The 13,632-nt window shown below is 67.6% G+C and carries 14 protein-coding genes; 9 read left to right on the forward strand and 5 right to left on the reverse strand.

Annotated features, from left to right (window positions below):
* Positions 1–8: 8 nt before the first annotated feature.
* Genes hflD through ACVCMC_RS04845 form a run of 3 tightly spaced genes read right to left on the reverse strand, consistent with a single transcriptional unit; the run spans position 9 to position 2,273 of the window.
* Positions 9–632, reverse strand: a complete 624-nt coding sequence (gene hflD, locus ACVCMC_RS04835) for a high frequency lysogenization protein HflD (RefSeq protein ID WP_395121391.1) — start codon at positions 630–632, stop codon at positions 9–11.
* Between the two features lie 10 nt (positions 633–642).
* Positions 643–1,791, reverse strand: a complete 1,149-nt coding sequence (gene mnmA, locus ACVCMC_RS04840; RefSeq protein WP_447098856.1) for a tRNA 2-thiouridine(34) synthase MnmA — start codon at positions 1,789–1,791, stop codon at positions 643–645.
* A complete protein-coding gene (locus tag ACVCMC_RS04845) occupies positions 1,788–2,273 on the reverse strand; it encodes an NUDIX hydrolase (protein ID WP_447098857.1) in 486 nt (161 codons plus the stop codon). Before ACVCMC_RS04845 ends, mnmA begins: the two co-directional genes overlap by 4 nt.
* A gap of 118 nt (positions 2,274–2,391) precedes the next feature.
* Here ACVCMC_RS04845 and clpS point away from each other — a divergent pair, with 118 nt between their 5' ends.
* Positions 2,392–2,718 carry an ATP-dependent Clp protease adapter ClpS gene (gene clpS, locus ACVCMC_RS04850; RefSeq protein WP_395118566.1) on the forward strand — a complete coding sequence of 109 codons (327 nt, stop codon included), beginning with the start codon at positions 2,392–2,394 and terminating at the stop codon, positions 2,716–2,718.
* Between the two features lie 65 nt (positions 2,719–2,783).
* A complete protein-coding gene (gene clpA / locus ACVCMC_RS04855) occupies positions 2,784–5,054 on the forward strand; it encodes an ATP-dependent Clp protease ATP-binding subunit ClpA (protein ID WP_447098858.1) in 2,271 nt (756 codons plus the stop codon).
* An 87-nt stretch (positions 5,055–5,141) separates the two neighbouring features.
* Here clpA and infA read toward each other — a convergent pair whose 3' ends face one another.
* Together infA and ACVCMC_RS04865 are read right to left on the reverse strand one after the other, a co-directional pair.
* A complete protein-coding gene (infA, locus tag ACVCMC_RS04860; protein WP_007081871.1) occupies positions 5,142–5,360 on the reverse strand; it encodes a translation initiation factor IF-1 in 219 nt (72 codons plus the stop codon).
* Positions 5,361–5,458: 98 nt separating this feature from the next.
* Positions 5,459–5,734 (reverse strand): polyhydroxyalkanoic acid system family protein, encoded by a 276-nt coding sequence (locus tag ACVCMC_RS04865; RefSeq protein ID WP_395118562.1) that lies wholly within the window; start codon positions 5,732–5,734, stop codon positions 5,459–5,461.
* 80 nt (positions 5,735–5,814) lie between these two features.
* On the opposite strand from ACVCMC_RS04865, the gene ACVCMC_RS04870 reads away from it, so the two are divergent.
* From ACVCMC_RS04870 to pgsA, 7 genes are all read left to right on the forward strand, one after another.
* Complete coding sequence (locus ACVCMC_RS04870) at positions 5,815–6,582, forward strand: FHA domain-containing protein (protein WP_447098859.1); 768 nt, start codon at positions 5,815–5,817, stop codon at positions 6,580–6,582.
* Between the two features lie 69 nt (positions 6,583–6,651).
* Positions 6,652–7,737, forward strand: a complete 1,086-nt coding sequence (gene serC / locus ACVCMC_RS04875; RefSeq protein WP_447098860.1) for a 3-phosphoserine/phosphohydroxythreonine transaminase — start codon at positions 6,652–6,654, stop codon at positions 7,735–7,737.
* A gap of 66 nt (positions 7,738–7,803) precedes the next feature.
* On the forward strand, positions 7,804–8,892 hold the full coding sequence (gene pheA / locus ACVCMC_RS04880) for a prephenate dehydratase (RefSeq protein WP_395118556.1): 1,089 nt from the start codon (positions 7,804–7,806) through the stop codon (positions 8,890–8,892).
* On the forward strand, positions 8,889–10,199 hold the full coding sequence (gene aroA, locus ACVCMC_RS04885; protein WP_447098861.1) for a 3-phosphoshikimate 1-carboxyvinyltransferase: 1,311 nt from the start codon (positions 8,889–8,891) through the stop codon (positions 10,197–10,199). Before pheA ends, aroA begins: the two co-directional genes overlap by 4 nt.
* Before the next feature lie 63 nt (positions 10,200–10,262).
* Positions 10,263–11,039, forward strand: coding sequence for a 3-deoxy-manno-octulosonate cytidylyltransferase (kdsB, locus tag ACVCMC_RS04890; RefSeq protein ID WP_447098862.1), 777 nt, complete (start codon positions 10,263–10,265; stop codon positions 11,037–11,039).
* 47 nt (positions 11,040–11,086) lie between these two features.
* Positions 11,087–12,928 (forward strand): excinuclease ABC subunit UvrC, encoded by a 1,842-nt coding sequence (gene uvrC / locus ACVCMC_RS04895; protein WP_447098863.1) that lies wholly within the window; start codon positions 11,087–11,089, stop codon positions 12,926–12,928.
* A gap of 72 nt (positions 12,929–13,000) precedes the next feature.
* The gene (pgsA, locus tag ACVCMC_RS04900) at positions 13,001–13,597 is read left to right on the forward strand and encodes a CDP-diacylglycerol--glycerol-3-phosphate 3-phosphatidyltransferase (RefSeq protein WP_395118548.1); all 597 of its coding nucleotides are present in this window, start codon (positions 13,001–13,003) and stop codon (positions 13,595–13,597) included.
* Positions 13,598–13,632: the final 35 nt, after the last annotated feature.

The following is a 13,632-nucleotide window of genomic DNA, read 5'->3' on the forward strand; positions in this document are numbered from 1 at the left end:
CGCGTCGGTCAGCGATGGTCCAGCGTGACACCGGTCAGCAGGCCACGGGCCAGCATGCTGCATTGACGCCGGTACACCAGAAGCTGCCACTGGCGTCCGCCGACCTGGCGCCACAGCACCGCCGAGCGCACCGCGGCGAGCAGGTTGGCGCGCACTTTCTCGACCACGGCCGGTTGCTGCAACTGCTGCGGATTGCCGCTGACCATCACCCGCGGCCGCAAGGTGGACAGCGTGGATGCATACAGCTCGGCGAGACGGCCGCTGACCTGGCTCGAATCCTGTCCGAAATGCTCGACCTGGCGCTGCGCCGCCTGGATGCCCTGCTGCAGCTTCTCCAGCAGCTCCGGGCGGCCGGCAAGGCTGCGTTCCAGCCGCATCACGGTGACCACCATGCGGGTAACCGACATGTCGCGATCGCTCTCGTCGAGCTGGGCGACCAGGTTGCGCAGGCCGAGGCGCACGCCCGAGACGCCACCGTACACGGCCACCACCGAGGGCGCGTCGATGCGGAAGATGCTGGCCACGCCCGCCTGCATGGCGATCTCGTCGCAGCGTCCGTCGTTGGCCAGTTGCTGGGCCAGCGAGCAGGCCTGAAACAATCCGGCCAGGGCGAGTACGCGTTCCTCGTTCATGCCTAGGGTTTCAAACACGGATTTGCGATTCCTTGAGTTGCGCTGTGGTGGTGAGGGTGAAGGCTGGCAGCAAGCCGCCGTAGGCGGCATCGGTTGCCATGATCACCGCGCCGCCGAGACAGACCTCGCCAGCGTAGAAAACGACCGATTGACCCGGCGTGACGGCACGCTGCGGCACATCGAACGTGACGGCAAGACCGGTCTCGCCGACGCTGACCGAGCACGCCTGGTCGGTCTGACGGTAGCGCGTGCGCGCCGTGCAGCGAAACTCGGTGCCCGGCGGCTCGCCGGCGATCCAGTGTGGTGCCTCGGTATGCAATCGCCGCGACAGCAGCCAGTGGTTCTCGCCGCCCTGGGCGACGATCAGCACGTTGGCCGCCACGTCCTTGCCCACCACGAACCACGGCTCGCCGCTGGCGCCATGCCGGCCGCCGATGCCGAGTCCGTTGCGCTGGCCCAGGGTGTAATACATCACGCCCTGGTGTTCGCCGACCCGCCGGCCGTCGGGCGTGCGCGTCTCGCCCGGCCGTGCGGGAATGTACTGCGCCAGGAAGCTGCGGAAGTCGCGCTCGCCGATGAAGCAGATGCCGGTGGAATCCTTCTTCGCATGGGTCGGCAGCGCCGCCTCGCGGGCCAGTTCGCGCACGCGCGGCTTCTCGATCCCGCCCAGCGGAAACAGCGTGGCGGCCAGTTGCTGCTGGCCCAGCGCATGCAGGAAATAACTCTGGTCCTTGGCCGCGTCCGTCGCCCGCAGCAGCCGGTGGCGTCCGTCCACGCAATCGACGCGGGCGTAATGGCCGGTGGCGATCTTTTCCGCGCCGAGCATGCGAGCCTCGTCGAGGAAGGTCTTGAACTTGATCTCGCGATTGCACAGCACGTCCGGATTGGGTGTGCGGCCGGCGCGGTATTCGGCAAGAAAGTGCTCGAACACGCCATCCCAGTACTCCGCCGCGAAGTTGCGCGCGTGGAACGGGATGCCCAGGCGGCCACAGACCGCCACCGCGTCCTTGCGGTCCGCGTCGCTGGTGCACGGACCGTCGCGGTCGTCCTCTTCCCAGTTCTGCATGAACAGGCCTTCGACCTCGTGGCCCTGCCGTTGCAGCAACAGGGCAGCCACCGACGAATCGACACCGCCGGAGACGCCCAGCATCACCTTCATCCGCGCGACCCTCCCGGCACCCAGCTCAGGCTGGCCAACGGCAGTCGCTGGCCGGCCAGCCAGGCGTCGATGCTGGCCAGCACCAGCGGGCTGCGCAGGCGCTCGCCGAGGCCGGCGATTTCGTCGCGAGTCATCCACAAGGCGCGGCGGATACCGGTGTCCAGCGGCCGATCGGCGTCGTGCCCGAGTGCCCGGGCGGCGAAACTGAAGCGGATCACTGCCTCGCCGTGCTCGCTGCTGCGCCATTGCTGCACGCCGATCAGGTGCTGCGGCTCGACCGTCCAGCCGGTTTCTTCCAGGGTCTCGCGCACGGCCGCGGCGGCCAGCGTTTCGCCGTCCTCCAGGTGCCCGGCCGGCTGGTTGCAGACCAGTCGGCCGGCAACCTCCTCCTCCACCATCAGGTAGCGCCCGGCCTCAGCCACCACGCACGCAACGGTGACGTGCGGGCGCCAGATCTCGGGGCGGGGCGTGGGGTCGGCCATGAAAATTCAGGGGTGGAAAAGTGTCCATTGTGCCACTACCTGCAGTAAACGCCGACGCGCCGGGCACGATTGGCGGCGGCGTATACTTCAACCGAAAGCGAATGCCTCCCACGACACCATGGCCAACGAAAACGAACACGAACAAGACAGCGGCCGCGGCCTGGCGCTGGAAACCGCCAAGCCGGAAGTGGCACGACCGCCGCTGTTCCAGGTGCTGCTGCTGAACGACGATTTCACACCGATGGATTTCGTGGTGGAGGTGCTGCGCAATTTCTTTACCCTGGACCAGGAACAGGCGGTGCAAATCATGTTGCACGTGCATACCCGCGGACGCGGCGTGTGCGGCGTGTTCACGCGGGAAGTGGCAGAAACCAAGGTCACCCACGTCAACGAGTATTCCCGCTCGCACCAGCATCCGTTGTTGTGCACTATGGAAAAGCTCTGAACGCCCCCATTTCGTGCCCATCGCGGCGCTGAAGGCCGCCCAACAAGCTAGCGGAGACGATCCGAATGTTCAGCAAGGATCTGGAAGTCACCATCGGCCACTGCTACAAGCAGGCCCGCGAACAGCGTCATGAGTTCATGACGGTGGAACACCTGCTGCTGGCGCTGACGGAGAACCAGTCGGCGCTCGGCGCACTGCGCGCCTGCGGCGTCGACCTGCCGCGCATGGCCGGCGAGCTGACCCGCATCATCGGCGAGACGGTGCCGGTGCTGCCGCCGGGCGACGAGCGCGACACGCAACCCACGCTGGGCTTCCAGCGGGTGCTGCAGCGCGCCGTCTACCACGTGCAGTCGTCCGGCCGAAAGGAGGTTACCGGCGCCAACGTGCTGGTGGCGATCTTCGGCGAGAAGGATTCGCATGCGGTGTTCTTCATGCACCAGCAGGAGATCACCCGGCTCGACGTGGTCAACTACATCTCGCACGGCATCGCCAAGATCGGCGACGAGCCGGCCGCCGGCGTGTCCGGCGGCGAGCGCGAGGGCGAGGAGGGCGGCGAGCCCAAGGGCAACCCGCTGCACGAGTTCGCCAGCAACCTCAACGAACTGGCGCTGGAAGGCAAGATCGACCCGCTGATCGGGCGCGCCGACGAGATCGAGCGCACCATCCAGGTGCTCTGCCGCCGGCGCAAGAACAATCCGCTGTATGTCGGCGAGGCCGGCGTGGGCAAGACTGCGCTGGCCGAGGGCCTGGCCAAGCGCATCGTCGACGGCGAAGTGCCCGAGGTGCTGGAGAGCGCCACGATCTGGGCGCTGGATCTCGGTGCCCTGGTGGCCGGTACCAAGTACCGTGGCGATTTCGAGAAGCGCCTGAAGAGCGTGATCGCGCAGCTCAAGAAGCAGCCCGGTGCGATTCTGTTCATCGACGAGATCCACACGATCATCGGCGCCGGCTCCGCCTCGGGCGGCACCATGGATGCCTCGAACCTGATCAAGCCGATGCTGGCCTCGGGCGAACTGCGCTGCATCGGTTCGACCACGTTCCAGGAATACCGCGGCGTGTTCGAGAAGGACCGTGCGCTGGCCCGCCGCTTCCAGAAGATCGACGTGGTCGAACCGACCGTGGCCGACAGCGTGGAGATCCTCAAGGGCCTGCGTTCGCGCTTCGAGGAACACCACCATGTCGCCTACACCAACGACGCGCTGAAGGCGGCCGTCGACCTGTCGGTGAAGCACATCCCCGACCGGCTGCTGCCGGACAAGGCGATCGACGTGATCGACGAGGCCGGCGCACGCCAGCGACTGCTGCCGGAAGACAAGCGCACCGGTACCGTGGACGTCAGCGAAGTCGAGTACATCGTGGCCAAGATGGCGCGGATTCCGGAGAAGCAGGTCTCCGCCTCCGATCGCGACGTGCTGCGCAACCTCGAGCGCAACCTCAAGATGGTGGTGTTCGGGCAGGACCCGGCGATCGAGGCGCTGGCCGCGTCGATCAAGATGGCCCGCTCGGGCCTGGCCGACCCGTCCAAGCCGATCGGCTGCTTCCTGCTGGCCGGCCCCACCGGCGTGGGCAAGACCGAGGTGACCAAGCAGCTGGCGATGCAGCTCGGCATCGAGATGATCCGTTTCGACATGTCCGAGTACATGGAAGGGCATTCGGTGTCGCGGCTGGTCGGTGCGCCTCCGGGCTACGTCGGTTTCGACCAGGGCGGCCTGCTGACCGAGGCGGTGACCAAGCACCCGCACGCGGTGCTGCTGCTGGACGAGATCGAGAAGGCGCATCCGGACGTGTTCAACATCCTGCTGCAGGTGATGGACCGCGGCGTGCTGACCGACACCAACGGCCGCGAGGCGAACTTCAAGAACGTGGTGGTGGTGATGACCACCAACGCGGGCGCGGCGATCGCGGCGCGGCGCAGCATGGGCTTCGTCGAGCAGAAGCACGAATCGGACGCGATGGAAGTGATCCGCCGCATCTTCACGCCGGAGTTCCGCAACCGGCTGGACGCGATCATCCAGTTCGCCGCGCTCGACTTCGAGCACATCCTGCGCGTGGTCGACAAGTTCCTGATCGAGCTGGAAAGCCAGCTGACCGAGAAGCGGGTGAGCCTGGACGTGGATGCCGACGCCCGCCGCTGGCTGGCCGAGCACGGCTTCGACCCGCAGATGGGCGCACGGCCGATGGCGCGGGTGATCCAGGAGAAGGTGAAGCGCGCGCTGGCCGACGAGCTGCTGTTCGGCAAGCTGGTCGACGGCGGCGTGGTCAAGCTGAGCGTGGCCGACGGCGAACTGAAGGTGGAGTGCAAGGCCGTCACCAAGCTCCCGGCCATCGTTGAGTAACGGCCCGCTGAGGGCTGGCTCCACAACGCAAAAGCGGCGCCATGCGCCGCTTTTGTCATATCGGTACGTCGATCCCGTCGGGGCCGCCTACTTCATGCGGTAGGTGATGCGTCCCTTGCTCAGGTCGTACGGGGTCATCTCGATCTTGACCTTGTCGCCCGTGAGGATACGGATGTAGTGCTTGCGCATGCGCCCGGAGATGTGCGCGATCACCACGTGACCGTTCTCCAGCTGCACGCGGAACATGGTGTTGGGCAGGGTCTCCTGGACCGTGCCTTCCATTTCGATGACGTCGTCTTTGGCCATATGTCCCGGGCTTCACGCGCAGCCGAGATGGCTGCGTAAGCCGTCGATTATGCCACGAATGGCGGCGTGGTTAAAGAATCATCAAGGCCGTCGCAAGTTCAGGCAAACAGCTCCTCCAGCTTGCGCCGGATCTCCTGTTCGATCATGCCGGTCAGCGGCGTCAGCATCATGCCCAGCCTCGCCTGCACGTCGATTGCCTCGCGCTCCACGGCAATGGAACCGGTGACACCGGGGCGCGAGAAACCCAGGGTGTCGCCTTGCCAGTCGCCGGCCAGGCCGAACTTCTCGTGCATGCGCGCGGCCACCTGCTCGACGCGGGCGCGGGCCTCGGCGATCGACAACTGGTGGGCGCGGCGAATATGGATGCTCGGCATGGCATGCTTCCGGCAAAGCGGCCATCTTACTGCGATGCAGGCGCATGGTAGAGTCTCGCGATTGATCGACCTGGCACGCCATGCGCATCGAATTTCCCAATGCCGCTCGCGAGGATTTCCGCTGGACGCAGGCGCGACTGTGCATCGGCAGCGACGCCGCCAATGACCTGGTGCTGGCCGCCGGCCAGGCGGCCGCGCGGCACGTTCGCATCGAGCAGGATCGTCGCGGCTGGGTGCTCCAGGTGCTGCCCTCGGCCGACCGCATCTACGTCAACGCCAGGCCCGTGCGCGAGCGTGCGCTGGTGCGTCCGGGCGACGTGGTCAGCATCGGCGATTGCCGCATGTTGCTGCGCGACGACGACGATCCCGCGCTGCGTGAGCCGCGCCAGGTCCCGGCGCACGAACGCTGCATCGTGGCGCTGCGCGCGGTCGCCGGGCCGCTGTCCGGGCGGCTGCTGCCAGTGCAGGATGGGCTTGAGTTCGGTCCCGCCGGCCGTTGCCTGCCGGGCCTGCCGGCGGGCGAGGCGGTGGGCTTGCGCATCGGCTGGCAGGAGGGCCGGCTGATGCTGGAGTCGACCCTGCCCTCGGCGCGGCATCCGTTGCGGGTGAACGGCGTCGCGACGCAATGCGTGGCGCTGCAGGACGGCGACCAGATTGGCGTGGCGATGCACCGCTTCGTACTCGAGGCTCCCGGCATGGAACCCGAACCGGAACCGGTCGAATCCGCGCCGCGGGCGACGCCCTTGCCCGAGGCAGCGGCCGGGCCTTCCGGCGAGGTGTGGTGGCTGATCGCCACGGCTGCCGCGCTGGCGCTGGCCATCGCCTTGGTGCTGCTGGTGCGCTTCTGAGCACTGGTTGACGAAAGCATGTTGCGCCGCGGCATAATGCGGAACAACCTCGACGCCGCAGGAAACCCCGTGAGCAGAGTCTGGAATTTCAGTGCCGGTCCCGCCGCGCTGCCGCTGGCCGTGCTCGAACGCGCCCGCGACGAGCTGACCGACTGGCAGGGCAGCGGCGCTTCGGTGATGGAGCAGTCCCATCGCGGCAAGCGCTTCATCGCCATGGCCGCGCAGGCCGAAGCGGACTTGCGCGCGCTGGTGGGTATCCCTGCTGACCATGCCGTGCTGTTTCTGCAGGGCGGCGCGACGCAGCAGTTCGCCCAGATCCCCATGAACCTGGCGGGCGAGGGGGAAAGCGCCGACTACATCGACAGCGGCCACTGGAGTGCCAAGGCGATCAGCGAGGCAGCGCCGTACGTGCGGGTCAACGTGGCCGCCAGCGCGAAGGCCGCCGGCTATCGGCAGCTGCCGCCGCGCGAAAGCTGGCAGCTCGATCCGCGCGCCGCCTATGTGCACTACACGCCGAACGAAACCATCCACGGCGTGGAGTTCCCCGACGTGCCCGAGACAGGCGAGGTGCCATTGGTCGCGGACATGTCCTCCAACATCCTGTCCGCGCCACTGGACGTGCGCCGATTCGGCCTGGTCTATGCCGGTGCGCAGAAGAACATCGGCCCGTCCGGACTGGTGCTGATGATCATCCGTCGCGACCTGCTCCAACGAGCGGGCCGGCCGATGGCGCGGATCTTCCGCTATGCCGACCATGCCGCGGCCGACTCGATGTTGAACACCCCGAACACCTGGGGCTGGTATCTTGCCGGGCTCACTTTCCAGTGGCTGCTGGCGCAGGGCGGGCTGGCCGCGATGGGCGCAGCCAACCGCGCCAAGGCCCACTTGCTGTACACGAGCATCGACGGCTCCGGCGGCTACTACCGCAATCCGGTGGAGCCGGCCGCGCGTTCGCGCATGAACGTGCCATTCACCCTGCATGACAGTGCGCTGGATGCGCCATTCCTGCAGGAGTCCGAGGCCGCCGGGCTGCTTGCGCTGAAGGGGCACAAGGCAGTGGGCGGGATGCGCGCATCGCTGTACAACGCCGTGCCGCTGGAGGCGGTCGAGGCGCTGGTCGCTTTCATGCGCGACTTCGCCACGCGCCATGGTTGAACATCATTCGCGGAGCATGGGATGCTCGCGTGCAAATGGACTTCTTTCCATCCAGACGGCCAAGGCATGAACGACCCCAAGACTCCGCTTAGCGAGATGCGCGAGCGCATCGACAGCATCGACCGGCAGATCCAGCAGCTCATCTCCGAGCGCGCCAACCATGCCCGCACGGTGGCGAAGGTGAAGGGCGAGGGGCTTTCGGCGATCGACTACTACCGCCCCGAGCGCGAAGCGCACGTGCTGCGAATGGTGGTGGACCGCAACCAGGGGCCGCTGTCCGATGCCGAGATGGTGCGCCTGTTCCGCGAGATCATGTCCTCCTGCCTGGCGCAGGAAGACCCGTTGAAGATCGGCTTCCTCGGCCCGGAGGGCACCTTCAGCGAACAGGCCGTGCGCAAGCATTTCGGCCATGCCGCCTACGGCCTGCCGCTGGGCAGCATCGAGGAAGTGTTCCAGGAGGTCGCCGCCGGGCACGCCGATTTCGGCGTGGTGCCGGTGGAGAACTCGGGGCAGGGCATGATCCAGGTGACGCTGGACATGTTCCTCACTTCCGAGGCCACCATCTGCGGCGAGATCGAGCTGCGCGTGCACCAGTGCCTGCACTCGCGCAGCGGCAGGCTGGAAGACGTGCATCGCATCTACGCACATGCTCAGTCGCTGCAGCAGTGCAAAACCTGGTTGCGCATCAACCTGCCCGACGTCGAGTGCATCGCGGTGTCGAGCAATGCCGAGGCGGCTCGGCTGGCGTTGCATGCCGATGATGTCGCGGCGATCGCCGGCGAAAGCGCAGGCAAGGTCTATCGGCTGAAGACGGTGGCGCAGGGCATCGAGGACCGCGCCGACAACACCACGCGCTTCCTGGTGATCGGCCGCACGCTGTTCCCGCCCTCGGGCAACGACCGCACCTCGCTGCTGGTCACGGTCAACGACAAGCCGGGCGCACTGTACGACGTGCTCAGCCCGTTCGCGAAGCATGGCATCAGCCTGAACCGGATCGAGTCGCGCCCGGCGCACACCGGCAAGTGGCAGTACGCATTCTTCATCGATGTGTCCGGCCACATTGACGACGATGCGCTGCAGGCCGCCGTGCGCGACATCGGCGAGTCGGCCGCGTCGATTCGCGTGCTCGGCTCCTACCCGGTGGCCTTGCCTTGAGCGCACGGCTGGACTGGCTCAGCGGCGCAGTTGGTCCCTTGCACGGCAGCGTCGCCGTGCCGGGCGACAAGTCGATCTCGCATCGGGCGCTGATGCTGGCGGCCATCGCAGAGGGGCGTTCGCATATTCGCGGCTTTCTCGAGGGTGAGGACACGCGCGCCACGGCCGCGGTACTGGCCCAGCTCGGCGTGCGCATCGAAATCCCGACGGAGGGTGAACGCGTCATTCACGGCGTCGGCCTGCACGGCCTGCATGCCGCCACGCAGCCGCTGGACTGCGGCAATGCCGGTACCGGCATGCGTCTGCTCGCTGGCTTGCTCGCGGGGCAGGCGTTCGACAGCGTGCTGGTGGGCGATGCTTCGCTGTCGAAGCGACCGATGCGCCGGGTGACCGACCCGCTGGCGCGGATGGGCGCGCGCATCGACAGCCAGGACGGCCTGCCGCCCCTGCGGCTTCACGGCGGCAACACCCTGCGCGGCATCCGCTACGAGTTGCCGGTGGCCAGCGCCCAGGTGAAGTCCGCCCTGCTGCTGGCCGGCCTGTATGCGCAAGGCACGAGCGAGATTCTCGAACCGCACCCGACCCGCGACTACACCGAACGCATGCTGGCCGCGTTCGGGTGGCCGATCGAGTTCACGCCGGGTCGTGTCCGGCTCGACGGTGGCCACGCCTTGCGTGCGGTCGACGTCGAGGTGCCGGCGGACTTCTCGTCGGCGGCATTCTTCCTGGTTGCCGCCAGCATCGTGCCGGGTTCGCAGCTGCGCCTGCCGGGGATAGGCCTCAATCCGCGCCGCACCGGCTTGCTGCAGGCACTGCGCCTGATGGGCGCGGACATCGTGGTGGAGCGGGAACGCGAGGCCGGCGGAGAGCCGGTGGGCGACCTGGTGGTCCGCCATGCGCCGTTGCATGGCATCGAGTTGCCCGTCGCGCTGGTGCCGGACATGATTGACGAACTCCCCATCCTGTTCATCGCTGCTGCCGCGGCGTCGGGACGCACGGTGGTCCGCGGCGCGGCCGAGTTGCGGGTGAAGGAATCCGACCGCATCGCCACCATGGCGGCGGGCATGCGCGCGCTGGATGTGGCGATCGAGGAGACCCCGGATGGCGCGGTCATCGACGGCGGCCCGATCGGCGCCGGCACGGTGGAAAGCCTCACCGACCATCGCATCGCGATGAGCTTCGCGGTGGCCGGCTTGCGCGCGACCGGGCCGGTGCGGATCAACGACTGCCGCCACGTGGCCACCTCGTTCCCCGGCTTCCGTGAGCTGGCCAACGGCTGCGGGTTTGCCCTGCGCGAGGCGTGCTGAACCTGGCGCGGCACTCGTTGTATCGTGATCGTCCGCGCCGGCGCGCACCCCAAGGATTGACCGATGTCGCTTTCCCCCTCGTTCATCGTGGCCATCCCGGCCCGGCATGGCTCGACCCGGCTGCCGGGCAAGCCCCTGCGTGACATCGGCGGGGTGCCGATGGTCGTGCGCGTGGCGCAGCGCGCACTGCAAGCCGGCGCCAGCTGCGTGGTGGTGGCGGTGGACGACGAGCGCATCGCCGAGGCGCTGGCCGGCCAGCGCGAGGTGCAGATCTGCATGACCCGCCGCGACCACGCCTCCGGCAGCGACCGGCTGGCCGAGTGCGCGGAGCAGCTTGGCTGGGCCGACGACAGCATCGTGGTCAACCTGCAAGGCGACGAACCGTTCGCGCCGGCCGCCGGCATCCGCGCCGTCGCCCAGGCGCTGGCCGGTGACGATGCGCCGGTGGCCACGCTGGCCACGCCGATCATCGACGCCGAGGAGCTGTTCGATCCTAACGTCGTGAAACTGGTGCGCACCGGCAACGGGCGCGCGCTGTATTTCAGCCGTGCGCCGATGCCGTGGGCGCGCGATGCGTTCGCGACGGATCGGCACACGCTGCCGTCCGGCACGCCGTTCCTGCGCCACATCGGCATCTATGCCTATCGGGCCGGGTTCCTGCGTCGCTACACGCAGTTGTCGCGCACGCCGCTGGAACAGACCGAATCGCTGGAGCAGTTGCGCGTGCTCGAGCACGGCCACGCGATCGCGGTGCGGCTGACACCCGAGCCGTTTCCCCCGGGCATCGATACCGAGGCGGATCTGGAACGCGCCGAGCTGTGGTTGCGCTCACACCGGTGAGGCTCCATATCGGGAACGTCGCCATCCGCTGCCGCTAGAATCCCTCCATGCAGTCCCCGCAACCGCCCCCCTTCGACGGCAAGGCCTTCGTCCGTACGCTCGCCACTTCGCCGGGCGTCTACCGCCACTTCGACGCGGCCGGCGAGTTGCTCTACGTGGGCAAGGCCGGCAACCTGAAGAAGCGCGTCGGCAGCTATTTCCTGAAGCCGCCGACAGAGGCGCGCATCGCCGCGATGGTGGCGCAGATCGCCCGCGTCGAGATCACGGTGACGCGTACCGAGGGCGAGGCGCTGCTGCTGGAATCGCAGCTGATCAAGTCGCTCAAGCCGCGCTACAACATCCTGCTGCGCGACGACAAGAGCTATCCCTACATCTACCTCTCCAGCGGCGAGGACTATCCGCGGCTGGCCTTCCACCGCGGCGCAAAGAACCTGCCGGGTCGTTATTTCGGGCCATACCCCAGCGCCCATGCGGTGCGCGAAAGCCTCAACCTGATGCAGAAGCTGTTCAAGGTGCGCCAGTGCGAGGACAGCTACTTCCGCAACCGCACGCGCCCGTGCCTGCTGTACCAGATCGGCCGCTGCAGCGCGCCGTGCGTGGGGCTGATCAGCGTCGAGGACTATCGCGAGGACGTACGCCATGCCGAGATGTTCCTGGAAGGGCGCAGCAACGCGGTGATCGACGAACTGGCCACGGCGATGGAGCAGGCCAGCCAGTCGCTGCAGTTCGAGCGTGCCGCGAAACTGCGCGACCAGGTCGCCGCGCTGCGCCAGCTGCAGGCGCAGCACCACGTGCGCGGAGCCAGCGCCGACATGGACGTGCTCGCCTGTCGCATCGAGGCCGGCATGGCCTGCGTCAGCGTGCTGTTCTTCCGCAACGGCATCAGCCTGGGGACGCGGGATTTCTTCCCGCGGCTGCCGCTGGACGCCACGCCGGCGGACGTGCTGGCGCAGTTCATCGCGCAGTACTACCTGGACCGGCCGGTGCCGCGCGAGCTGATCCTCGGCATGGCGCTGCCCGACCAGGCCCTCCTCGCCGAGGTGCTGGGCCAGCACGCCGGTCATGTGGTGGAACTGAAGTCCAGCGTGCGCGGGGATCGTGCGCAGTTCCTGCAGATGGCCGAGCGCAATGCCCAGGCTTCGCTTACCGCGCGGCTGGCCAGCCGGCAGACGCTGGGCACGCGTTTCGACGATCTGCAGAAGGTGCTGGGGCTGGACAGCATGCCGCGCCGGATCGAATGTTTCGACATCAGCCACACCATGGGCGAGCTCACGGTAGCGTCGTGCGTGGTATTCGGCCCGGAAGGCCCCGAGAAATCGCACTACCGCCGCTTCAACATCGCCGGCATCACGCCCGGTGACGATTACGCGGCCATGCACCAGGCATTGACCCGACGCTTCCGCAAGGTGGCCGAAGGCGAGGGCGTGCGTCCCGACGTGCTGCTGATCGATGGCGGCAGCGGCCAGGTGGCACAGGCGCTGGAGGTGTTGTGCGACCTGGGTGTCGACGGCATCGAGGTGGTCGGCGTGGCCAAGGGGCCGGGCCGCCGCGCCGGCGAGGAAACCCTGGTGCTGGCGCGACATGAGGCGGGCAGCGTGGGCCGCGAGCTGCATCCCGGCTCGTCCTCGCCGGCGCTGCACCTGGTCGCGGCGGTGCGCGACGAGGCGCATCGCTTTGCCATCAGCGGCCATCGCAAGCGGCGCGAGAAAGCGCGCGAGCGCAGCGTGCTGGAGGACATCCCGGGCATCGGGGCGCGGCGGAGGTCGTTGCTGCTGAAGGCCTTCGGCGGCATGCAGGGCGTGGAGGCAGCCGGCGTCGAGGAGTTGATGCAGGTGAAGGGCATCGACCGAAACCTGGCCGAGAAAATCTATGCCAGCCTGCATGGCTGAATGCCGGCAGGTACCATCACGTGGCAGCGGCATGCCGGCGTGCGAAACTGCAACAAATCCTCAGGACGAACCATGCGCATCAATTTGCCGACCTGGCTGACCCTTTTCCGCGTGGCATTGCTGCCGGTGATGGTCGTGGTGTTCTACTTGCCGTTCCGTGGCCACAACATCACGGCCGCCATCGTGTTCATCCTGGCCGCCATCACCGACTGGCTGGACGGCTATCTCGCCCGGCGGATGAAGCTCACCTCGGCGTTCGGCGCCTTTCTCGACCCGGTGGCGGACAAGTTGATGGTGGCGGTGACGTTGTTCCTGCTGGTGCAGTCGCATCCGAGCAGCGGCTGGTCCGGCATCCTGATGGCGGTGACCGCGGCGGTCATCGTCGGGCGCGAGATCAGCGTGTCGGCGCTACGCGAATGGATGGCCAAGATCGGCATGAGCGCCACCGTGAAAGTCGCCATGATCGGCAAGCTGAAGACCGTGATGCAGATGGTGGCGCTGGTGGTGCTCATCGTGCAGCACGAGAAGGAAGCCACGGCGCTGCGGCTGTATCACATCGGCGAAGGACTGCTGGTGATCGCCGGCATCCTGACCATCTGGTCCGGGCTGTACTACCTGCGCGCAGCCTGGCCGATGCTGCGCGACGACGCCTCGGGCAAACCGACTTGACGACACCGTTTCACGTATTAGAATGCGCGGCTCCG

The sequence above is a fragment of the Rhodanobacter sp. UC4452_H20 genome (genome assembly GCF_052978205.1).

Excerpts from the sequence above, each read along its gene's own strand:
- ACVCMC_RS04845 (WP_447098857.1), bottom strand. The coding sequence starts at position 2,273 with ATGGCCGACCCCACGCCCCGCCCCGAGATCTGGCGCCCGCACGTCACC.
- ACVCMC_RS04870 (WP_447098859.1), top strand. The coding sequence starts at position 5,815 with ATGCGCATCGAATTTCCCAATGCCGCTCGCGAGGATTTCCGCTGGACG.
- infA (WP_007081871.1), bottom strand. The coding sequence starts at position 5,360 with ATGGCCAAAGACGACGTCATCGAAATGGAAGGCACGGTCCAGGAGACC.
- clpS (WP_395118566.1), top strand. The coding sequence starts at position 2,392 with ATGGCCAACGAAAACGAACACGAACAAGACAGCGGCCGCGGCCTGGCG.
- pheA (WP_395118556.1), top strand. The coding sequence starts at position 7,804 with ATGAACGACCCCAAGACTCCGCTTAGCGAGATGCGCGAGCGCATCGAC.
- uvrC (WP_447098863.1), top strand. The coding sequence starts at position 11,087 with ATGCAGTCCCCGCAACCGCCCCCCTTCGACGGCAAGGCCTTCGTCCGT.
- ACVCMC_RS04865 (WP_395118562.1), bottom strand. The coding sequence starts at position 5,734 with ATGCCGAGCATCCATATTCGCCGCGCCCACCAGTTGTCGATCGCCGAG.
- clpA (WP_447098858.1), top strand. The coding sequence starts at position 2,784 with ATGTTCAGCAAGGATCTGGAAGTCACCATCGGCCACTGCTACAAGCAG.
- pgsA (WP_395118548.1), top strand. The coding sequence starts at position 13,001 with ATGCGCATCAATTTGCCGACCTGGCTGACCCTTTTCCGCGTGGCATTG.
- kdsB (WP_447098862.1), top strand. The coding sequence starts at position 10,263 with ATGTCGCTTTCCCCCTCGTTCATCGTGGCCATCCCGGCCCGGCATGGC.
- mnmA (WP_447098856.1), bottom strand. The coding sequence starts at position 1,791 with ATGAAGGTGATGCTGGGCGTCTCCGGCGGTGTCGATTCGTCGGTGGCT.
- hflD (WP_395121391.1), bottom strand. The coding sequence starts at position 632 with ATGAACGAGGAACGCGTACTCGCCCTGGCCGGATTGTTTCAGGCCTGC.